Genomic DNA, 21,159 nt, shown 5'->3' with positions numbered 1-21,159 from the left:
GCTATATTTATAATACAACTATTTGATTCAGTCTCTATGTCATTAACTCATTTTTCGAAAAAATATCATCCCACGTTAACGGTTAAAGCAGAAAGTGAACTGATGAATCGCTATGCACATATTCTCCCCTCCAGTATCATTAACTTATGGAGTACAAAAGGGTTAGGTAAGTATAATGACGGATTGATTGAACTGATTAACCCTGACGATTTTCAGGATGATCTGGAAAGGACGCTGGGGCGAAAAGTGCCAAATTATGTTCCGATAGCTATCAGTGGTTTCGGAGAGTTATTTTATTATAGGAAATTAACAGCAGTGGATGAGGATGTTTGTGTATTTGATCCGCATTATAAACAAATAGAGACCTGCGTCTGGAGCCTGGTTGATTTTTTTAACGGCTATTTGTGCGATAGTTACATCATGACTGAAATCTTAAGGATTAAATTGTTTAAGGCAGCACTGAAAAAATTGGGACACCTTGAAAATAATGAGATCTTCTTTTTTGTTCCTCCGCTGGCTTTGGGTGGAAAAGTGTCTTTAGACCGTCTGGCAAAAGGGAATTGCCAGGTACACCTTGATTTGTTATTTCAGTCCTGACCTTAACCAGGTTCTATGTCGTAAACCAACTTAATTTATATGATGAAAAAACTACTTACCCTGCTAACTGTAATTTGTCTGAGTGGTTTTACTGTTTACAGTCAGACAGCTTCAAAGGAAGAAAAAGAATTAGACCAGCTATATAAGGCCGCTGTCAAAGAAATAAAGGCAGCGGTGGACAACAAAGATTATAAAACTGCTATTGCCGGCACCCTCCGGTTTGGTATGGATTTCAGGAAATTACCGGTTGAAGTACAGCAAAAATATAGTGGTATAGTGCCAAATCAATATTATAATCTGTCTTGTTACACGGCTTTAGATGGGGATAAGGCCAGGGCTATTCTCTACCTGGACAGTGCTTTTCAGAGCGGGTACACCAATTACAAACATACCATGGAAGATACTGATCTTGATGGTTTGCGCAGTGAAGAAGCTTTTAAGGTTGTATTATTAAAAATACGGGAGAAAGGCGATTTTGGTTATATCCTGAAAAATTCGGGTGCCTATAATAATCAGGATCAAAGAGCCACCTCCCAGATCTTTAGCTATCAGGATGTCAATGCTCCGGAACTGGTTAAATTCAGAAAGCAGTTTAAGCTGGATTCTATAAGTGGAAACGGAGACGAAATATCAAAAATCAAAAACCTGCTTTTGTGGATACATAATACCATCAGGCATGACGGAAATGCAGACAACCCAAAACAAAAAAATGCGGTGGATTTAATTGAAATCTGTCAAAAGGAAAATCGTGGGGTCAATTGCAGAATGATGGCTACGGCATTAAGAGACACTTATCAGGCTGTCGGGTTTAAATCAAGAGTGGTCACCTGCATGCCTAAAGATACTGCTGATTTTGATTGTCATGTCATTAATGTAGTCTGGTCAGAAACATTGAATAAATGGGTTTGGATGGACCCTACTTTTAATGCCTTTGTCAGTGATGAAAAAGGGAATTTACTCAGTATTGAAGAGGTGAGGGACAAACTGGTTAAGGGTGAAGAGTTATCGGTGAATGCTGATGCCAACTGGAATAACCAGGAAAAACAGACTAAAGCGCATTACCTGGATTATTATATGTCCAAGAATTTGTTCTGGATAAATTGTGCAGCTAAAAGTGAATGGGATCTGGAAACTTCAGGAAGTGGAAAACAACCCTATGTGATTATAGATTTATTTCCGGGAAGCTATACTACGCTGAAAGGAGATCAATCGGAATCAAAAACCAGAATAAATTATGCGACAAACAATGCGGCTTACTTCTGGGCAAAACCCTGATACGGGTAACGATCAGGGATAGTTTTCAGGCCATGTTTGATTTTTGCTATTATCGGTTTGATTTACACAATCTGTAAGATCGGGTTCATCCTAATTTTATATACCGGTTCTCTGTTGCTCCGGAAAAATAAAAATTATGGATTTAACAAATTACAGAACCCTGGGTAAATCGGGGTTAAGGGTTAGCCCTCTGACATTGGGCGCAATGACATTTGGTGAAGACTGGGGCTGGGGTTCTACTCCAGCAGATTCTGAGGCAATTATTTCAGCATATATTGGGCAGGGTGGTAATATCATCGATACAGCTAATGTTTACACTAAAGGTCATTCGGAAAAAATAATCGGGGATTATTTGAAAAAATCGGATGTAAGAAGGGATCAGCTGGTGCTTTCTACCAAGTTTTTCTGTAATCTTTATCCAGGTGATCCGAATGCCGGAGGGGCCAGCAGAAAAACAATTATCTCCTCTCTTGAAAATTCACTGAGAAGATTACAAACTGATTTTATAGACCTGTACTGGATGCATGCTTTTGATCCTTATACACCTATTGAGGAAACCATGTCTGCTTTACATGATCTGGTCACTTCGGGCAAGGTCCGTTATATTGCTGTATCTGATACACCGGCATGGAAAGTAGCGCAGGCACAAACGATTGCCCGGTTCAGGGGATGGAGTTCTTTCACTGGTTTACAGATAGAATACTCATTGCTGGAAAGGACAGTAGAGGGTGAACTTATTCCTATGGCGCAGGATCTTGGTTTAGGTGTTATGCCCTGGTCGCCATTAAAAGGAGGAGTTTTAAGCGGCAAATATACCAGAGAGAATAAAGGTCAGCTGGTGAGCGGCCGGAATGGTACAGAAACAGGAGCGGAGTTCCCGGAAGACACTTATCGTGTGATTGACCGTCTGGTGGAACTGGCAGAAGAAAAAGAAACAACGCCTGCCGGTATAGCCCTGGCTTGGGTAAATAGTCGCCCGGGAGTGACCTCTTCGTTAATTGGGGCAAGGACTATGGATCAGCTTAACCAGAATCTGCAATCTCTGAAAGTAGAACTGACAAAGAATGATATTGCTTCGCTGGATAAGTTATCAGAACCTGCTTTAAGCTTCCCGATACCATTTCTTCGTGAACGGGCCGGACATATGGGACAGGCCGGGGCAAACATCAATGGAATTAGTTCTATGGTACCCCCTTTACTACCAAAAGATAGTAAAGAGGTATATTAAAGGTTCTTATTTATCTTTGACCGCAGCGATCATCAGGAAAATAGGGCGGCGTGTTTCATCCTGCATTTCAGGATGTTTGTCTAATACTTCCTGAGATGGCTGTGGTTCTGAAATTCTGGTGATCCGAAAACCGGAATCAATCAGGTCATTCAGATACGATTCTATAGTCCGGTGATATTTGACCACATCATGATCGAGAAATCTGGCGATACGCTGGCCTTGCTGCTGATAACCATCAACCGGCCAGTGTAAACGTTTACCATTTTCATCATAATACCAGTCTTGTGTTGCCATGGCAGTGAAAACCGGGTGTTCAACTGAAAAGACAAATGAACCGCCTGGTTGAAGACTATGGCCAACTTTCTGGCAAACCTGCGCAAAGTTCTCTACATAATGAAAGGCCAGTGAGCTGATTACTACATCGAATTCTTCTGCTGTAAAATTAATATCTTCTATAGCCAGCTGATGGTATTCAATGGCTGGGTCATCAGTGCTTTTTCTTGCTCTGGCGAGCATATTCTCTGAAAGATCAACACCAACTACTGCCCGGGCCTGTTGTTCACGTGCATAAAGACAATGCCAGCCAAAACCGCAACCCAGATCAAGTACTTTTTTATCCTGAAGCGTGGGTAGCATATCCCTGAAAGTATGCCATTCCCCTGCAGCGTTCAGTCCATCGACAGAGCGTGGCATCAGGCTGTAATTGGCAAAGAACTGAGGATCATCGTATTTATTCTGTTTCATAGATAAGCAAAGCTATACATTTTTATGCTTTTTTGCCTAAAAACGGAACAAAGAACCCCTTGTTATTGGGGCTCTTGCAGGTAGATGTATTTATTTAAGAGACAGTTCCAGAATGATTTCTCCGGCGAAGTTTATTTGCCATAATGGGTCTTCGGTTAATATCCTGCAATTATAATCCAGCAATCCGGCCATGAATCTGACTTCATCAACACTGTAAATACGTTCAATTGAAGTGAATTCAATAGTATCGGTGCGTTTTGAGGTTGGAATAAGAAATTGTACAGGTACTTTTGCAGTATAACTGTAATTGTCCCATTTGATTTTTCCACTTGGCCATGCATACTTAAAGGATTCACCTTCTGTAGTTTGTGTTTCGGTAAAATGAATTTGTGGATCTGTTATGTATTCCATGATATAGGCGACATCATGCATTTCTATGAATATTTTGCCGTGGGTATTCAATAGCTGTTGGCTATTCGATAACAATTCATATACTTCCCGTGTAGTTAAATTGCTCAAACCATTATACAGACAGGTGATACAATCAAACTTTGTTTTTTCTGAAAGTTTTAAAATTGATTCTGGCAGGTTCCCCAGGATATATTGGTTGGGGTTTTTGAATCCGTTTTTGATGGCCAGTTGTTTCATTTCACGGCTGGAATCTAAGGCCCAGACATCAAGATCCTGATTTTCCTGGGCTTCCAGACTGTGGACGGCCTGACCAGCAAATAATTCGAGGAAGGAGTTGCAGGGACTTTCTGGTGTATAGGTACTCAGTATGCTGGCCAGCTGGTTTTTGAAATCTCTATCACCACTCGCTGCTGCATAGTAAGGAGCGAATTCTCTGTATAATCTATTGTTCATATTTATATAATTTAGGATAGTCCTTTGCTAATCAGAATTGAATTGAGTTGCAATTTAATTTAGAACACATCATAATTACAGGGTCATATGACCCAAAATAAGCTAAATTTATCCCTGCTGACATAGGGTTGTCATTAGCAGTGCTAATTTCGTGACCTAATAAATATTTAAAAAATGAGTGAATCAGTAGAACAATTTTATCTTATAGGTATAGCTGTAAGAACTACAAATGAGAACGAAAAAGCTGCAACGGACATTTCTAAGTTATGGGACAGGTTTTTATCAGAAAATATGATCGAACAGATTCCTGGAAAAATTGATCATACTGTTTATAGCGTTTATACGGAGTATGAAAAGGATTTTACAAAACCATATACCACAATTCTTGGCTGTAGGGTAGCTAATCTGAACAATGTTCCGGATGGATTTAAAGGTATCTCTATTGAAGGCGGAAATTATATGAAATTTACAGCTAAAGGGAAATTGAGCGATTACATCGTTATACAGGAATGGATGAAAATCTGGAATTCAGGGATACAAAGAATTTATACGGCAGATTTTGAAGTATATGGACATAAAACATCAGATCCTGAAAATGCTGAAGTTGATATTTTTATAGCTATACCTTAAAAGTGATCAGAGAAATTAATGCTGCCGATACCTGGGCCTTAAGACAAAGGGTAATGTGGCCGGATCAACCAATTGATTATATCAAACTTGAAGATGACGAAAAAGGAATTCATTTTGGTTTTTTTAATCAGGATCAACTGGTTTCTGTTGTCTCGCTCTTTATTGACGGGAATTCGGCCCAATTCAGAAAATTTGCAACCGACGCAAAGGAGCAGGGGAAAGGTTATGGGGGTAAACTTTTATTGCATATGATGGAAGAGGCGGTGAATTGCGGGGTGAATATGCTGTGGTGTAATGCCAGGCTGGATAAAGCACCTTTCTATGAGAAATTCGGAATGATAAAGACCAGCAGGCATTTCATAAAGGATGGAGTTGCCTTTGTTGTGATGCAAAAGGATCTGCTTTCCAGATAGAAATATAAAACCCCTGTTTCATGTTAGGAAACAGGGGTTTGTATTCTTAAATGATAAGACAGTATTAATTAGCTTGTTTTACTCTGCTATCTCCAGAACCATAGTAAAAATTAACTGCTTTTTTATCTCCTTTGTTAATGAGCTGGATGCTGTTCGAATTATAGCGGTTGTTTGCTGTATTAAGGTTGCTTGTGAAGTTTAAATTGTAAGTGTTATTATAGCTATCGTAAGAAGTAGCTTTTAATATTAGACCTTTCGCATTTGGCACTATAACACCTGTATCATCTCTTTTAAGATGTACGTAACCATTTCCGCCTTCAGGAGAATAATAATTACTTAACTTTCCATTTGAATTTGCAAGAGCCGCTAATTTTGGAGCAGATTGTATGAGGTTCCCTACCACATCTATCATTTCTACGTCAACTTTAGTATTCGGATCATAATTGAAGTTCGATACATCGAAATTATTATAGTAATTGTTATTTACATTAAGTCTTTCAATCTGGAACTTATCGCCAGTAGAGGATAGTAAAACCTGGTTGTAATTGTAATTAGGTTGATTACCAGGTATATATAATACTTTTCCGGTTTTGTCAGGAGCAAATTTGAAATAATAATAGTTAGTTACATTTGGGATGCCGACACTGTAGCTATTTACGTTAAAATAGGTTTTAATAGTAGTTACACGGGGTAAACTACTAGGGAATGATTGAATAGGATCCTCATCTGTTGAATTTACAAAAAGTTTCTGGTCAGCTGTAATTTGCTCAAATGACAAATTGTATGTATTCGGTGCAGCTGGTACCTTGATAGAGTAACTACCGTCTGCTTTGGTGTATGTTGGAAAATACACATTATAATATCCAGGTTGGTTATATTGGTTATTCTGACCATTTGGGATACTTGTTGAAGCTGTAACTAAAACATTAGCTCCTACTTTTTCTGACGTATTGTTTGTCAGATCTGTTTCAATATACAGATTACCTAAAATTTCATTCGTCACATCCGCAGTATTCCAAAGCTTTATTGTACCGTAAGCAATGTTTTGCTGTAGTATCTGCGTAGCTGCATAACCAGTTTTAGATATCAGGAAGGGACTTGTCGGAAATAAATAGAGAGAAGTAAACGTTACAGAACCCTGAACATTTGTTTTCGCTGTATATAATTTTCCTTGTGAAGATACTGTGACATCTGCATCCGAGACAGGGCTATTGGTCAAAACATCGACAACTGTTACTGTATAGTCTTGTTTTCTTGCAGCAATATCACTATTGGTTCTCAAACTGTCACTCAATTTGAGTTGTGCCAGTGCAGCATCATTAACCAATTGTTGCAGGGCATTTACACCCTTTTGTTTTAGGGTTTCAAGATCAATTTCATGCTGATATTTAAGGTTCAGCAATTCTTTTTGTGCGTTTATAGCGTCACGTTCATTAAATTCATTCTTACTGCAACCTGCTATAAGAATGGCGAACGACACCATCGTTAAAATAGTAAATTTTGACTTCATATGTGCTTGTTTATTTGTTTGATTAGGGGGAGGGGTGTTTACTTCAAAGGCATGGTAATTCCTATCCTGGTCAGGAAAGAATTAGTTTTGATATCGCTTCCAAAGCCGGTTTTTTCGATATAAGAATAGTTTTCCCTGGCAGGAGTTAACCCTTTTAAATATCTGAAGTCTATCAGCAACATGAACTTATAAATCAGTGGCAATTTTGCATTGGCACCAACGATTAAGTTAAATCTGGAGGTGTTAAACAAATTGGTTGCATTTTGTGATCCGCTGACAGTGGCTATAATATCTTCTCCTGGAAGCAGGTCACCTGTTTTTTGATACTTTTCACTTACATTGTAAGTGTAGGCGTAACTTCCGCCAAGGTACACTGAAGGTTTCCAGGTAGGTTTTATTTTAAAAGTATAATTGATTAATAATGGAACCTCTATACTATTAAGTAGGTATGAGCTGTTTTTAACATTTTTGCTGTTAAAACTTTCCGGCAGGCCAATTCTGGTATCATCCTTAAAACGGATCATTCTGCCTCCTTGCTGAAGCGCGTTTATTTCCAGCTGTAAACTTAAGTTTTTGGGTAATCTGTAGTTGATCAGCAGGCCGGCAGTATAACCGGTATTTGAACTGGTCTGAGGTTGCCCTTTTGTAAATTGATTGAGGCTAAGACCTCCGTTTATACCAACTTCAATCCTGTTTTTTAATGAGTCTGTAAATTTGTTGGTATGTTCTTTCTTTTGGATACCCTGTGCAATTGCCACATTTGTTAAGCTGATTGTAGTTGCGAGTGTAAGAACAAAAACACAAGTTTTTTTTAAGATTGCCCGAGTGTTAACATCGGCGTTAAGATGAGAGAACATTATGCGCTTTGAGGTTATATTATATAATTTGCAAATATATAATTTTTCTATAATTATTTAAGCAGTTCCCTGCTGTTTAACTATTTTTATTAATAATTAATGACTGGATTTATGAGCCCGGTTTTTTTTAATGAAAAAAGGCAACTATTTTTCATTAAAGATTATTCTGGTGTCTTTTGTATAGTATATTGCATAAATATTAAACCACTTGGATAAATGATAAGTAAAACGAAAATAGTCATGCTTTGCGCTTCTTTAGGGTTAGGTGTACTAAAAGTAAACGCACAGGAAAATCTGATTACTGTGGCTTCCAAAACAAACAAGGAAAGAGGAGTAGAGATTAATTACGAAAAGAACGTTCCCGGAACTTATACCTTAATTTTAAAGTTCAATACTTTAAATAATTCATCTGGTGCAAAGGAAAAGAGTTATACACTGAAAAGTTCTTCCGGAAGTCTGGTTACTTTATCACCTATAAATAAAGAACAAAATATTGAATACTCCTTTAATTACTCCTATATCAAAGGAAAGTTAAACCCCAAATATAATAGCAATTTCAGTTACATCCTTCCTTATAAGAACGGAACAAAGACCCAGATTGCCGAGGTTGGTTTTATCGGGGAAGCGTATTTTGGTGGTACTACAGCCGAAGACTGGAAAGTCTATCGGTTTTACACCAAACAGGCAGATTCCATTGCCGCTGTGCGGAAAGGGATAGTTGTTGAAGTCAGGGATCTTTATGAACCAGAGGCTTCTGCCGGTCTAACCTATAGCGACAAAATCAATGAATTAACGATTGAACATGCGGATGGTACGCTGGCTACTTACAGAGGATTTAAAAAAGGAAGTTTTGTTGTGCGCCAGGGGCAGACTGTCTTTCCGGGAACCACATTGGGACTTAATACTAAGGAGACAGGGAGTGATTTATTCGGTGTCAATCTGTTAATCACTTATCTGAAATCAGTTGATTTTGAAGGGATGAAAAACAGGAGCATTCAGAGCTCTAAAAGTTTTTATGGGTTTGTAGCTCCGCATTTCTATACAGTCGGAAATGCGGATACCGTTTTAACAGCACAACAGGAATATGTTGTGGCGGATACACCTGAAATCAGAACGCAGGAGTTTACCAAAAAGGAACTAAAGCAGCTGATCAGATAAGTTAAGAGGCTGTACCCCCTCAGGTACAGCCTTATTTTAGATTTTGTTCTGGTTATCCTTTGATCAACCTTGAAATCCACACCAACAATACAGCACCTAAAAATGCAGTGACCAGATAGCTGATGTCTCCCCCTGTGTGGATACCAATCCATCCTAAGAGCGCTCCGCCGACCCATCCGCCAATTAAACCTAGCAGGATATCAAAAATAACCCCATAACCATCGCCTTTCATTACTTTTCCGGCAAGCCAACCAGCAATACCTCCCAATAAAATGTGAAATAACATGTGCATAATTTCTATTGTTTAAATTGTTTGTGACAAAATTTCTTAGGTTAACTAAAGTTAATATAAAAACTGAGAATGTATGTATTATGTAAAAATATTATTATCGGGTGTTTATGGCATGGTGAATCATGTTCTTAGGGCATGATATTCAGAGATCCTGGTTGAAAATTATTAATTATAACGCTTTGTAGAAAAATATTTTGTCCCCATCTTGGATGCTCAATCGTCATCAGACCAAAAACATTAAAATTTTATAAAAATGAAAGAGTTTGTATTAATTTTCAGATTGAATAATCATTCCGATTTTAAACCATCACCTGAACAAATGCAGGAGAGAATGAACTGGCTGGGGAGTATTGCCGCCCAAAACAAACTGGCTGATCAGGGAAATACTTTATCTTCGGTAAATGCCAGAACCGTTTATCCGGATAATGTGGTGACTGATGGTCCTTATACGGAAATCAAGGAGTTTGTAAGTGGGTATATCATTGTAAATACAGAGACTATTGAAGAAGCGGTTGAGCTGGCAAAAGCCAATCCTATTTTCAAAATTGGCGGAAATATAGAAGTAAGGGAAGTGATGGTACGTCGTAGCGGATTGTAAGAACCAGGAGGATGAATCAGGGAAATAGTTTCCGGACTGAGCTTTTACCTCATTTATTCAGGCAGGAATATGCCCGGATGACAGCAGTGTTATGCCGTCATTTTGGTTTGAAACATATTGAAGTAGCTGAAGATATAGCAAGTGAAACGTTTTTAAAGGCGAGTGAGTTATGGGCCGTAAATGGTGTTCCAGAAAATCCTTCAGCCTGGCTTTATACGGTAGCTAAAAACAAAACCAGGGACTATCTTAAAAGAGTAAATATTTTTGAGACGCAAGTGAGGGGAGAATTTGAAAGAGATACACCTCAGATTGAACCAGAGACTGATTTTACACCGCAAACAATAGCTGACAGCCAGTTGGCGATGATTTTTGCGGTCAGTAATCCGGATAACCCCGGAGAATCACAGATCTGTCTGGCCTTGCAGATTCTTTGCGGGTTTAGTATAGAAGAAATTGCTGATGCATTTCTTGCCAGGAAAGAGGCGATTAAAAAGAGGCTGTTCAGAGCAAGGGCAAGCCTCCGGAAGAATGAATTTCAGATTAGTCAGTTGCAGGAAACGGTAGTAAAATCAAGGTTAGATACAGTTTTAAGGACTCTGTATCTGCTGTTTAATGAAGGGTATTCTTCCAGATCCAATAATCATCTGATCCGAAAAGATCTTTGTGCAGAAGCAATGAGACTTGCATTGGTACTGATTGAAAACCCCTTGACCAATACAACCAGAACTAATGCATTACTGGCTTTACTATGTTTTCAAAGTTCGAGGTTTGAAGCCAGGCTGGATGCTGCCGGAGAGATTGTTTTATATGAAGAGCAGGACAAGTCTCTGTGGGACCAGGAATTAATTGATAAGGGTAACTATTACCTGGTAAATGCCTGTTCTGGAAACGAGATATCTAAATATCACCTGGAAGCGGGAATTGCTTACTGGCATACTACTCCGGCAGAAGTAGACAAATGGCTCCATGTTTTATCTTTATATAATCAGCTTATCCTGATAGAATACTCACCAGTGACAGCATTAAACAGAGCATTTGCATTTGCAAAAGTTCATGGAAATGAACAAGGTATCAAAGAAGCAGAAAAACTCAACCTGAATGAGAATAATTACTATCATTCTCTGATTGGTTACTTATATGTAGCCATTAACATTGACAAAGCTATAATTCACTACAGGAAAGCTATAGAGCTGACAAAATCACCTGCTGAAAGGAAAACTCTGACCAGAGAGTTGGAACGATTGATCCTTCGTCAGGGATAGTGCTGTATTTGCGGTTGATGCTATCTTTTTAATAAAATATAAAAGCATGACAACATTATTTGATTCATTAAAAATAGGAAAAGTTGAATTAAGAAACCGGATGGTGATGGCCCCAATGACCAGGGGGCGTGCAGATAATGCGGGAACCCAGCCGGATATTGTAGGTGAATATTACGCGCAGCGGGCTTCAGCTGGTTTATTGATCACTGAAGCAGTCTGTATTTCGCCAATGGCAAAATCCGGTAGTAATTTACCGGGAATTTATACTGCTGAACAGCTCAGGAGCTGGAAAGCTGTAACGGCTGAGGTTCATAAAAAAGGAGGTAAAATATTTATGCAGCTTATTCATACAGGACGCATGGCTATGCCTGATTTTCTACCTGAAAACGCGCTGCCTGTTTCAGCAAGTGCCATTCCTGCAAAAGGGCAAAGTTATACTCCACAGGGTATGAAGGATTTGGTGACCCCAAGGGCATTAACCACCAATGAAATCAGACATATTATTAAGGATTTTGCAGTGGCAGCTAAAAATGCCATAGATTGTGATTTTGACGGGGTAGAGCTGCATGCCGCCTATGGCTATCTTATTCATCAGTTTTTAGGTACAAATTCAAATCTGAGGACTGACGAATACGGGGGAAATGAGGAAAACAGAGCGAGGTTTCTATTGGAGTGTGCTGATGCTATTATTGCTGTGATTGGCGCTGACAGGATGGGAATCAGGATTTCTCCTGGTGACCCTCTTCATGATATGGAGGATGCCAATGCGGAAGAATTTTATCCATATATTATCAATAAATTAAACAACAGGAACCTGGCTTATCTTCATGTCGCTTTTGCTTCTGAAAGATTAACTAACGCTGAACTGCATGGATTGCTGCGTCAGGCTTATAAAGGTGTTTATCTGGCTAATGGTGGATTTACGAAAGAATCTGGTGAAAACCTGCTGGCCAAAGGCGGTGCTGATGCTATTGTATATGGAAAGCTGTTTCTCGCTAATCCCGATTTGCCGGAAAGGTTCGCAAAGAATGCGGGCCTGAATATACCAGATCCGTCTACTTTTTACATGACCGGAAAACAGGGGTATACCGATTACCCTTATCTGGGGTAAAAAGGAAGGTGTCCGGTCTTTCCGGACACCTTCAATGCTATGAATCTGTTTAAAACTGACTGACAAAACAGCCAACATACATCAGATCATTATAGCTTTTCAACGGAGCATCAATTGTCAGCGTATCATCTGCATATGAAAATATGGCGTTTACTGTTGAAATTCCTTTAGCTACACAGGCTTTGTAGATATCTACTTCCAGCTGATCATCCCAAACCGGAAGTTCTTCAATAGCCAGCTGGACATTGATTTTTTTACGGCTGAAGTGCATGGTTATCCAATCTTCGTTATAGGCGGATGGCAGCCCGAGGTCTTTACAGAACTGACAACGGAGTTTGAGATCCGGACCGTCTTTCTCTGGAGATTCATCAGTGCTGAATCTGTGATTATCTTTCAGGAATTTATCCTGGTCAAAATATTTATAGAATTGCTCCTCCGTTTTGTTGGAGATCCCTGTCCACACATGTATGTTTTGTTGTGCCATTTTCTTTCTGTTCTAGTAAAGCAAATTTATAATGATGGATAAAGGTAATGTTTATAAATTGATGGCATACTTTATGTAAGTAAGCCATTTCAATAATTCCTTAAATTAAATGACCAAATTTAGAATTCCATTAATTATAGTATCCCTTTTAGTGCTGATCGCTGCGATCTGGGCAGTACTGCGTACACGGCCGGAAAAAGTGGCACAAATCAAAAAAACAGATAGCTTTCTTCGTCCGGACTTGAAAAAAGACTCCTTAGTTACCAGGAACGATACCATTGCTGAGCCTGGGTTTGATTTATTCAGGCAAAAACCATCTCTGCTTAGTCTGACAGCGGTCGAAAAAATGATCAGGGAGAAGTTACCCGAACTTGACCTGAACCAGCGGTACAAATTGCTGGATCAATGGAGAAAAGTGCTGACACCGGTAATTAGTCATTTGGACGCGCGTCAGGGACAACTGTTGCCAGTTTATGAAAATACTGAAAATAATTACGTTGAGGGAGAATCAATGGATGCAAGTAAGAAAAGAGTAGAAGCAGGCTTCCTTGAAAAGCTGAGTCCGGAACAAAAAGATTTGTTTCAGCAACTCTCAGCTCATTATATTGAAATCAGGTCTGAAGAAGAAGTTGGACCTGTTTTTCATCTCAGACCAGCTTACTGGGAATGGCTATTTGCATCATCTTTAACAAAAGATGATCAGAAATTCTGGGCACAAACAGTTTTGGAGAACGATCCTGTAGTTGATTATGATGCAGGACTGGCAGTAGACAGAGCTACGCTTGGAGACTGGGCTTTTTCATGGGAACAGTATTTGAAGCATTCTCCTAAGGGGTATTACAAGGCAGAAGCTAAAAGTAATTATCAGACTTATATGAGTTATCTTTTGGGAGGTCTGGAGAATACGCCAAGCACTGATCCTGATACAAATAAGCTCCAGCCTGATGTAGAAGAAACATTTGATCAGCTTATCAAAAAATATCCGGCCAGTGCTGTTGCCCGTTCAGTGATCAGCTTTAAGGAGAAACTCAGGGGAGCTGAGGGTAAAAAGAATATTGACCTCTATAAGCTTGTGAAATCATCAATTGTGTCTGATTAATATTGGGTTGCTCTGTTTTTTCTGGGTCAAACAAGTGCTTTTTTAATGCCCGGTGACTGAATAAAGATCAGGGCCATTAATGAGGCTAAGAATCCAAGACCAGCAGAAACTTTCATGATTTTTCCATACGCATCAATAAAACCGGAATGGTAGGCCGCTACTACTTTCTTTTCCTGAACTGGATTTAATCCTTCCGGAGCCCTGGCATTCCCGAGGTTTGCGCTTTGCGCAATTACAGCTTGTTTTTGCTGTTGGTTAAGCGGGAGTTCTTTAATTTCCTTTTGTAAAGCTGCGGAAAACAGTAGTACAGCCATCGAACCCAGAACTGCATTGGCAAAAACACCTGCAATTCTTGATACAGCATTGTTAATGCCTGATGCTGTACCTGTAAAATGATCACTTACCGAACCCATTACCGCTGCAGTAAGGGGTGCAACGGTAAGTGACATGCCAAAACCGAAGATCAGAATACCTGGTAAAAAGGTGGTCCAGTAATCTGAAGGTCCTTTTGTCTGCTGAATATAGGATAAGAGGAGTAAGCCTGCGCCAGCTAAAAAAGGGCCTGTGATCAGAAAGAACCTTGGTCCGTATTTATCGGCGAGGCTGCCGGCAAAACGTGCGTTCGCGACCATGAAAATAGTAAATGGCAGAAAGGTAAGACCGGATTCAAGCTGTGTATAACCCTGCACCTGCACCATATTCAGTGAAATAAACAACATTCCTGCACCTAGTCCTGCATAAAGGAAAAAAGTAAGCAGGTTTGTCCCGCTGAAAATGACATTGCTGAACAAACTCAATGGCATCATTGGCTGACTGCTTTTACGTTCTATGACGATAAAAGTAAGGAGTAGTAAAATCCCTGCGCTGATTGAACCATAACCCTGGATATGACTAAAGCCAACAGCGGGTAAACGCAGGAAGCCAAAGGTGAGCATCGCCAGGCCAAGGGCTATAGCAATTGCACCATAAAAATCCAATCCCTTATGGTTGTCCTCATCTTTGATTTCTTTCACTTTTGTCCTTAAGAAGATCAACACGATAATCCCGATAGGCACATTAATGAAAAATATATAACGCCAAAGACCGGCATCGGCAAGGGCGCCACCCAGTGCAGGCCCGCCCATTGTTACTAAAGTGGTGGCCGCAGACCAGGTTCCTATGGCTTTTCCCCGTTCTTTTTCATCAATAGAAGAAGAAATTAAGGATAGACTTCCTGGTATCATCAATGCACCACCAATGCCTTGTATCACCCGGAAAATGATCAGGATAGTGGCACTGGAAGAAAAACCGCAGGCTGCAGACCCTGATATGAAAATAAAGATCCCGATCATGAATATCTTTTTGCGGCCTAATCTGTCGCCCAATGTCCCGCCGATCAGAATGAGGGAAGCGAGCATGAGTAAATAGGCATTCAGTACCCAAAACAGGTCTGGTCCGGAAGCTTTTAAGTGTTGCTGTAAGGAAGGTAAGATCACATTTAATGCAGTGGCATCAATAAAAGCCATTGCTGAGGCCATTATGGTACAAGCCATAACCCATTTGCCCTGGATACTTCGGAGTGCAACTGTTGCCATAAAACAATTTTGTCGGGATTGATTAAAAATAACGAAATCATCCGGATTAATATTAAAAAAATGGGGCAAACTATGAATTAACCAGTTTGCCCCATTTGGTGTTATTTAAATACCGTATCAGCTTGCAGGCTCAGCAGTGTAATCGTTCAGTATATTCATTGACGGAGCAAAGAAAAGACTACCGGTATGTGCTGTACTGAAATCTAATATTCTGTCATGGTTTCCGGAAGGAACGCCGATGAACATCCTTTCCAACATTTTATGTGTGGTACTGAAAGTATTTGCATAAGCAATGAAATAGGTTCCAAACTCTCTTCTGGAAGGATTTCCAAAAGGCATATTGTCCCTTACTATTTTCAGGTCATTCCCATCCTCATCTTCTAAATTGGCTAAGAAACTGTGTGAGTTTTCAGGTTTTACATCGTCTGACATCTCAATATCACTGAGTTTATAACGTCCGATTACTTTTTCCTGGGCTTCGGTAGATAATTTCGTCCATGCCTGCATATCGTGCAGGTATTTTTGTACAAAAAGGTAACTTCCTCCTTTATAAAGTGGGTCTTCATCATCTACAACTGCAAAGCCTTGTCGTTCGTTGCCAACCGGGTTTTCTGTTCCATCGACAAAACCAAGAATGGAACGTCCATCCCAATATCTGAAACCATGTACTTCTTCAAGAGAATCGGCAACCGGATATAATACTTCTGTTATCGCGGTGAGCATATCAAAACAAACTGCCATGTCGGTTCCCCGCAGATGAAAATGTAAATCTCCCGGAGTAGCGACAGCCGTATGTTTCGATCCGGCAACAGGTTCGAAATTTTTCAATTCCTTAGGAAGTGGGGTAGGTAATGAAAGTTTAATCCAGGCATCATATCCTATACCCATTACACAACTGGAACGTCCACCAGGTGTTCTTATAATGAATGAGTGATTAAGGTTAGCGATGAGGGCACAAATTCTTTCGAAAGCAGGTTTGATCTCTGTGTTTTCTTTAAACTTCCAGACTGTAAAAATGGTGTTGTTATTTGGGTAATCAGCGACATTCTGTGACTCGTCCTCTGGTACTCTTTTCATATTCTGTTTAATATATTTAATGATTAATCTCGGGTTAAATTTAATAATTCTCTGACCATTTCAATCTGGGCTGTAGTGACATTGTTCTTATTGTAGGCAAGATACATGGTGTTGCTTGTAATTTCCCTGCCCTTCCATATTTCTTTGATTTTTTGTGCTTCGATCAGGTCTTTTGCCAGGTAATCTGAAGCAATTGTAATTCCGGTACCATGAGCAATGCCTTTTAAAATTGCATTAAAATCGGGTATAATAAATCTTGGTTTGATGGCCGGGCGCTTTTTGAAATTCTTTAGCCAGAAACGGCGGATAATTGGCAAATCACTACTGTATACATACCAGTCCTGTTCTGTGAGCCATTTTTCTGCCTGATCATATTCTTTGGTACTGATTAATTGGTCAAATGCTGTTGTGTCATGGCCAAAATTGCTGATCAACAGGAAATTCTCTTCCCGGAATGGTTCATAGACAATATCCTTTTCGTTGTCACAATTTGTTGCTACTACGAAATATAGTTTCCCGCTCAGGAGATTCTTCATCAGCGTTTGTGTTAAGCCAAATTCGAATACAAGATTTGCCGGTGCAACGTGTATTTTGCTGGCCAGTACCTGACTGAAAAATTCATTAGGCATACCGATACAGGTCAGGGGGATATTGGATGTCCGCGTGTACCTGAATTCGGCTTCAACATGTTCGAGTTTATCTATTGCCTCAATGATCTGGGTATAAAATAGTTTCCCATAATCTGTTGGTACCATGCGGCGTGGTTGTCTTTCAAAAAGCTGTTTGCCAATATGGGCTTCCAGTGCTGAAAGATGCTGACTGACGTTAGGCTGGGAGATAAGTAATTCGACAGCCGCTCCGGTGAGTGTCCCTGTTTGATATATTGCTTTAAAAGTTCTGTACCATTCCAGATTTACCATGGTATAAAGCTATAAATTAATTTATAGATATCCATAAATTGTATTATTTCCTTTATAACTTAAACTCATGGACATTTGTAATGAATTAAAAACAATGAATCATGAAAATATTTTTAACAGGGGCTACGGGATATATTGGCAGTTCTGTAGCAAAATTCCTGGCAGACAAGGGACATATAATTTATGGATTATATCGTAATCCTGCAAAAGAAGCCGAACTAAGACAATTGGCTATTATCCCTGTACTGGGGACTTTAGAAGATCAGGTATTGCTTGATGAGTATGCCCGGCTCTCGGATGCAGTTATACACACCGCAGATTCCGATCATCGTTCTGCAATTGAGACCATGCTCAATGCCCTGGAAGGCACGGGAAAAACCTTTATCCATACATCGGGATCGAGCGTGGTTGGCGATGATGTGCTGGGCAGGTCTGAAAATCCGGAAATATTTGATGAGGAAAGTTTGTTTACACCTATGGAAGTTCGGGTTAAGCGGACGGCTATTAACAATATGGTACGTATTGCTGCGGTAGAGAAACAGATCAGGACGATAGTAATTGTACCTTCTATGATTTACGGGAACAGTCTGGGGCTGGATACCGAAAGCGATCAGTTACCTGTTGTTTTTCGTAAATCAAGAGAGCTGGGTAAAGGTGTTTATTTAGGTAAAGGGGTTAACAGATGGTCAAATGTGCATATTGCTGATCTGGTTGAATTATATGACCTGGCTTTGGAAAAAGCTCCTTCTGCGGGATATTTTTATGCGGAAAATGGAGAAGAATCTTACCTTGATCTTGCGGGATATATCAGCAGGGCGCTGGGTTATGGGGGCGAGGTAGGTTCATGGGACGCTGAGGATGCATTAGCAGAATTAGGGGACTGGGCGCGTTTTGCATTAGGATCTAATAGTCGTGTAAGGGCGGTTCACGCCAGGCGGTTACTAGGCTGGAAGCCGAAAGGGGAGTCTGTGTCTTCCTGGATTGCCGGTCAGCGTTAAAATCTGAATTTTGATTTTAAATACGAAAAGCCTCGGATTGTATAGAGGCTTTTCGTATTGGCTTAAATGCTGACTACGAGTCTTTTTCCGTTTCCTGGGTCTGTTTCCCATAGTTGTTCAATATCTTTTAGGGATACTGTAATGACTTCGACCTTTAGTTTACCTGCTGCTGCCAGCTGAAATATCTCGGGTAGTATTTCACGAAATAATAAACCGATCTCATCTTTTGTCCAGCTTCCCAGACCGGAACCCGATAGCTGGAGGTCGATGCTCCGTAAGATCTGTGAGGATAACTGGATGATATCGCCGCTCATGGCACCGATAGATACATAACGGGTCCTGGGACTAAATGTACCACTTCCTTTTAATGCTGACAGGATAAGCTGTGCCGAATGCCCCCAAAGGTAATCAATAACGACATGAATTGGGGTAACTGCATGAATTGCCTTTAACTGACTGACTATAGCTTCGTCATTCTCATTCAATGAGATGAGCTGGTCTGCGCCCAGTTCCGTAAGGGAATTTAGCGTTTCCTGGTTTCGTCCTGTGACAATGATCTTCCCGGCACCATAATGCCTTGCGAGTTGTATTGCCATTTTTCCGGTAAAACCGGTTGCTCCATTGATTAATACAGTTTCACCGTGTTGAAGCTGCGCACGGAAAAGTAAGGCCATGGCCGAGCCCATGACGGCGTTAGGGAGTGCTGCTGCGGTAATGTCATCCAGTCCGTCGGGTACCGGGGTACTCCAGCTTTTCAGGAATATTGCCTGTTCTGCCAGTGTCCCACCCACACCGAAACCATAGATTCGCTGGCCATCGGGCAAAACACCGATACCATCGCCGCCTACAATTCTGGCTCCGGAAGTCTGTCCTGAGGAATAATGTTTACCGCTGGCTACGGCCCGGTCGAGATGTTTGATGGCGACGGCCCTGACCTTAACCAACACGTTGTTTTCCTGTTGAACAACCGGTTCTGCGATCTCTGCGTATTGAGGCATACTGCCTACCTGATATATGACTGCTGCTTTCATTTTTGTACGTTTTTAATACTGTAAAATTAGTTGCTATAATCAAGGCTGGCGATAACATTTGTTATCAAATGTACCAGTCAAAACAGGCTGAAAATCTTTGAATTTTTTTAAGAAGACTTCATGTTTTTTCGCACCAGCTGGCTTTTGATCCGGCTGAGGTGTACGGAACTGATGCCCAGATAGGAAGCAATATAATGCTGAGGTACGCGCTGAATAACAATTGGTTTTTCCTGGATCAGGTTCTGATAGCGCTCCAGGGGACTGTCTTTAATGAAGGAGAAAAAGTGTCTCATGTACAGGAACATCCGCTCAAAAAGATACTCGGTAAATTTGTTCCTCAATCCGGATACTTTTTCCAGTTCTGGTAATAACAGATCAAGATCGTGTTTGCTGATAAACCACAAGGTACAAGGCTCAATGGTTTCCATGCCCATCAGGCTGGGAGCACCTTTTTTAAAGCTTTCCATCGAAGCCACCGTCTCATTTTCAAAAAAGAATTGTAAGGTAAGGTCCCTGCCATCATGATTGAACAATACCCGGATACAGCCTTTTTCAATAAAGAATATTCTTTTAGCGATTTCACCTTCCTGTAACAGGGTTGTTTTTGCAGGGACTTTGAGTTTTTTCAGACAGGAAGAAAATAGCTCCCACTGGGAGTCATTTAAATGAAATTTATGCTTTAATTGTTCAAGCATAGGCCAGGTTTTATGATTTGAATTGTCAGGCAATGTTTTCGGTGGTCTGTACAACCACATTGTAACTACATAGCGCTACCTTCGGAAAATTCATGAACCTGGTTTCTGTAAGGTATGCATTGCTGGCATAATCTTCAATTCCTTTACGGAAAAGTGCCATCAGCTGCTCATCATTTTCTCCTGGTGCGAAAAAGCTGTCTATCAGTGCGGTTTCCCTTTTGTCTTCTGGTATGAGCTCTATCCTTACAGTGGTCCTTGATACAAATTGGTAGTGGTATTTCATCTAAGCGCTTGGGTGCGCCCTAAAAGTAGCATTTTTTTAGATATCGGCAATGTTTTAAATGATTGGTGTTTTTTTTTTCGCCTGTTCTTAGTTGGGCTATTCGATTCTCCTATTAATGAAAATATATTTTTTTTGATTTGTAAAAAATATTATCGTATGTTTATTAGTAGTTAATATAAAATTAATATGCAGCGGTCAAATATTCATTCGATAGTTAATTATATGAACTGTTACTCCCGGCTTATCTATTTTCCGCCTGGTCAAAAGGGGCAGATAGGGGTAATGGCAGCAGCACCTGGAAAGCAAAATTTCTTTATCACTTTGGGAGACTTCAATTGAAAGCGGCCGGGTAAATCGTTACTTTTTAAACTGTTGTTTATCTAATAAAACGTTTTATTATAAGATAATATAACCTATTTGTTTATGGCATTGAAAATTGGCTATATGGAATCTTATTGT

General features: G+C 40.1%; 23 protein-coding genes. 11 read left to right on the top strand and 12 right to left on the bottom strand.

What is annotated here, in order from left to right; translation table 11 throughout:
- Positions 1 to 36: 36 nt before the first annotated feature.
- The 3 genes from HDF25_RS15695 (at position 37) to HDF25_RS15685 (ending at position 3,100) form a co-directional block, all read left to right on the top strand.
- Positions 37 to 597 carry a T6SS immunity protein Tdi1 domain-containing protein gene (locus HDF25_RS15695; protein WP_184626401.1) on the top strand — a complete coding sequence of 187 codons (561 nt, stop codon included), beginning with the start codon at positions 37 to 39 and terminating at the stop codon, positions 595 to 597.
- 39 nt (positions 598 to 636) lie between these two features.
- Positions 637 to 1,872, top strand: a complete 1,236-nt coding sequence (locus HDF25_RS15690; protein WP_184626400.1) for a transglutaminase-like domain-containing protein — start codon at positions 637 to 639, stop codon at positions 1,870 to 1,872.
- Between the two features lie 136 nt (positions 1,873 to 2,008).
- Positions 2,009 to 3,100, top strand: a complete 1,092-nt coding sequence (locus HDF25_RS15685) for an aldo/keto reductase (RefSeq protein ID WP_184626399.1) — start codon at positions 2,009 to 2,011, stop codon at positions 3,098 to 3,100.
- 6 nt (positions 3,101 to 3,106) lie between these two features.
- On the opposite strand, the gene HDF25_RS15680 is transcribed toward HDF25_RS15685, so the two are convergent.
- Positions 3,107 to 3,844: a class I SAM-dependent methyltransferase gene (locus HDF25_RS15680; RefSeq protein WP_184626398.1), complete on the bottom strand. Its 738-nt coding sequence runs from the start codon at positions 3,842 to 3,844 to the stop codon at positions 3,107 to 3,109.
- 90 nt (positions 3,845 to 3,934) lie between these two features.
- Positions 3,935 to 4,708, bottom strand: coding sequence for a hypothetical protein (locus HDF25_RS15675; RefSeq protein ID WP_184626397.1), 774 nt, complete (start codon positions 4,706 to 4,708; stop codon positions 3,935 to 3,937).
- Between the two features lie 174 nt (positions 4,709 to 4,882).
- On the opposite strand from HDF25_RS15675, the gene HDF25_RS15670 reads away from it, so the two are divergent.
- A complete protein-coding gene (locus HDF25_RS15670; RefSeq protein WP_184626396.1) occupies positions 4,883 to 5,338 on the top strand; it encodes a GyrI-like domain-containing protein in 456 nt (151 codons plus the stop codon).
- Between the two features lie 2 nt (positions 5,339 to 5,340).
- Complete coding sequence (locus HDF25_RS15665; RefSeq protein WP_221450923.1) at positions 5,341 to 5,751, top strand: GNAT family N-acetyltransferase; 411 nt, start codon at positions 5,341 to 5,343, stop codon at positions 5,749 to 5,751.
- A gap of 64 nt (positions 5,752 to 5,815) precedes the next feature.
- On the opposite strand, the gene HDF25_RS15660 is transcribed toward HDF25_RS15665, so the two are convergent.
- Positions 5,816 to 7,261 (bottom strand): hypothetical protein, encoded by a 1,446-nt coding sequence (locus HDF25_RS15660; protein ID WP_184626394.1) that lies wholly within the window; start codon positions 7,259 to 7,261, stop codon positions 5,816 to 5,818.
- A gap of 38 nt (positions 7,262 to 7,299) precedes the next feature.
- Positions 7,300 to 8,019 carry a porin family protein gene (locus tag HDF25_RS15655; RefSeq protein WP_184626392.1) on the bottom strand — a complete coding sequence of 240 codons (720 nt, stop codon included), beginning with the start codon at positions 8,017 to 8,019 and terminating at the stop codon, positions 7,300 to 7,302.
- Positions 8,020 to 8,334: 315 nt separating this feature from the next.
- Here HDF25_RS15655 and HDF25_RS15650 point away from each other — a divergent pair, with 315 nt between their 5' ends.
- A complete protein-coding gene (locus HDF25_RS15650; protein ID WP_184626389.1) occupies positions 8,335 to 9,276 on the top strand; it encodes a hypothetical protein in 942 nt (313 codons plus the stop codon).
- 52 nt (positions 9,277 to 9,328) lie between these two features.
- On the opposite strand, the gene HDF25_RS15645 is transcribed toward HDF25_RS15650, so the two are convergent.
- On the bottom strand, positions 9,329 to 9,562 hold the full coding sequence (locus HDF25_RS15645) for a GlsB/YeaQ/YmgE family stress response membrane protein (protein WP_184626387.1): 234 nt from the start codon (positions 9,560 to 9,562) through the stop codon (positions 9,329 to 9,331).
- A gap of 259 nt (positions 9,563 to 9,821) precedes the next feature.
- On the opposite strand from HDF25_RS15645, the gene HDF25_RS15640 reads away from it, so the two are divergent.
- The 3 genes from HDF25_RS15640 to HDF25_RS15630 are packed head-to-tail and all read left to right on the top strand — an operon-like array spanning position 9,822 to position 12,539.
- Positions 9,822 to 10,166 (top strand): YciI family protein, encoded by a 345-nt coding sequence (locus HDF25_RS15640; protein ID WP_184626385.1) that lies wholly within the window; start codon positions 9,822 to 9,824, stop codon positions 10,164 to 10,166.
- An 11-nt stretch (positions 10,167 to 10,177) separates the two neighbouring features.
- The gene (locus tag HDF25_RS15635) at positions 10,178 to 11,428 is read left to right on the top strand and encodes an RNA polymerase sigma factor (RefSeq protein ID WP_221450922.1); all 1,251 of its coding nucleotides are present in this window, start codon (positions 10,178 to 10,180) and stop codon (positions 11,426 to 11,428) included.
- Between the two features lie 46 nt (positions 11,429 to 11,474).
- Positions 11,475 to 12,539 (top strand): alkene reductase, encoded by a 1,065-nt coding sequence (locus tag HDF25_RS15630; RefSeq protein WP_184626384.1) that lies wholly within the window; start codon positions 11,475 to 11,477, stop codon positions 12,537 to 12,539.
- A 49-nt stretch (positions 12,540 to 12,588) separates the two neighbouring features.
- On the opposite strand, the gene HDF25_RS15625 is transcribed toward HDF25_RS15630, so the two are convergent.
- Positions 12,589 to 13,023 carry an immunity 22 family protein gene (locus HDF25_RS15625; RefSeq protein ID WP_184626382.1) on the bottom strand — a complete coding sequence of 145 codons (435 nt, stop codon included), beginning with the start codon at positions 13,021 to 13,023 and terminating at the stop codon, positions 12,589 to 12,591.
- A 109-nt stretch (positions 13,024 to 13,132) separates the two neighbouring features.
- On the opposite strand from HDF25_RS15625, the gene HDF25_RS15620 reads away from it, so the two are divergent.
- Positions 13,133 to 14,122: a hypothetical protein gene (locus tag HDF25_RS15620; RefSeq protein ID WP_184626380.1), complete on the top strand. Its 990-nt coding sequence runs from the start codon at positions 13,133 to 13,135 to the stop codon at positions 14,120 to 14,122.
- Between the two features lie 26 nt (positions 14,123 to 14,148).
- Here the strand turns inward: HDF25_RS15620 and HDF25_RS15615 are convergent, their stop codons facing one another.
- The 3 genes from HDF25_RS15615 to HDF25_RS15605 all read right to left on the bottom strand — a co-directional run bounded on the left by HDF25_RS15615 (position 14,149) and on the right by HDF25_RS15605 (position 17,693).
- Positions 14,149 to 15,696, bottom strand: coding sequence for an MFS transporter (locus HDF25_RS15615; protein ID WP_184626378.1), 1,548 nt, complete (start codon positions 15,694 to 15,696; stop codon positions 14,149 to 14,151).
- A 117-nt stretch (positions 15,697 to 15,813) separates the two neighbouring features.
- Positions 15,814 to 16,773 carry a Dyp-type peroxidase gene (locus tag HDF25_RS15610; protein ID WP_184626376.1) on the bottom strand — a complete coding sequence of 320 codons (960 nt, stop codon included), beginning with the start codon at positions 16,771 to 16,773 and terminating at the stop codon, positions 15,814 to 15,816.
- A gap of 23 nt (positions 16,774 to 16,796) precedes the next feature.
- The gene (locus HDF25_RS15605; RefSeq protein ID WP_184626374.1) at positions 16,797 to 17,693 is read right to left on the bottom strand and encodes a LysR family transcriptional regulator; all 897 of its coding nucleotides are present in this window, start codon (positions 17,691 to 17,693) and stop codon (positions 16,797 to 16,799) included.
- A 101-nt stretch (positions 17,694 to 17,794) separates the two neighbouring features.
- Here HDF25_RS15605 and HDF25_RS15600 point away from each other — a divergent pair, with 101 nt between their 5' ends.
- Positions 17,795 to 18,691, top strand: a complete 897-nt coding sequence (locus tag HDF25_RS15600) for an NAD-dependent epimerase/dehydratase family protein (protein WP_184626372.1) — start codon at positions 17,795 to 17,797, stop codon at positions 18,689 to 18,691.
- 62 nt (positions 18,692 to 18,753) lie between these two features.
- Here HDF25_RS15600 and HDF25_RS15595 read toward each other — a convergent pair whose 3' ends face one another.
- From HDF25_RS15595 to HDF25_RS15585, 3 genes are all read right to left on the bottom strand, one after another.
- Positions 18,754 to 19,722 (bottom strand): zinc-binding alcohol dehydrogenase family protein, encoded by a 969-nt coding sequence (locus HDF25_RS15595; protein WP_184626370.1) that lies wholly within the window; start codon positions 19,720 to 19,722, stop codon positions 18,754 to 18,756.
- 107 nt (positions 19,723 to 19,829) lie between these two features.
- On the bottom strand, positions 19,830 to 20,417 hold the full coding sequence (locus tag HDF25_RS15590) for a Crp/Fnr family transcriptional regulator (RefSeq protein WP_184626368.1): 588 nt from the start codon (positions 20,415 to 20,417) through the stop codon (positions 19,830 to 19,832).
- A gap of 25 nt (positions 20,418 to 20,442) precedes the next feature.
- Positions 20,443 to 20,700, bottom strand: a complete 258-nt coding sequence (locus HDF25_RS15585) for a hypothetical protein (RefSeq protein ID WP_184626366.1) — start codon at positions 20,698 to 20,700, stop codon at positions 20,443 to 20,445.
- Positions 20,701 to 21,159: the final 459 nt, after the last annotated feature.

It is taken from the genome of Pedobacter cryoconitis (assembly GCF_014207135.1).
Taxonomy (GTDB): Bacteria; Bacteroidota; Bacteroidia; order Sphingobacteriales; family Sphingobacteriaceae; genus Pedobacter; species Pedobacter cryoconitis_D.
Note: the sequence above shows the minus strand (reverse complement) of the source record. Positions and strands in the feature narration are given on the sequence as shown.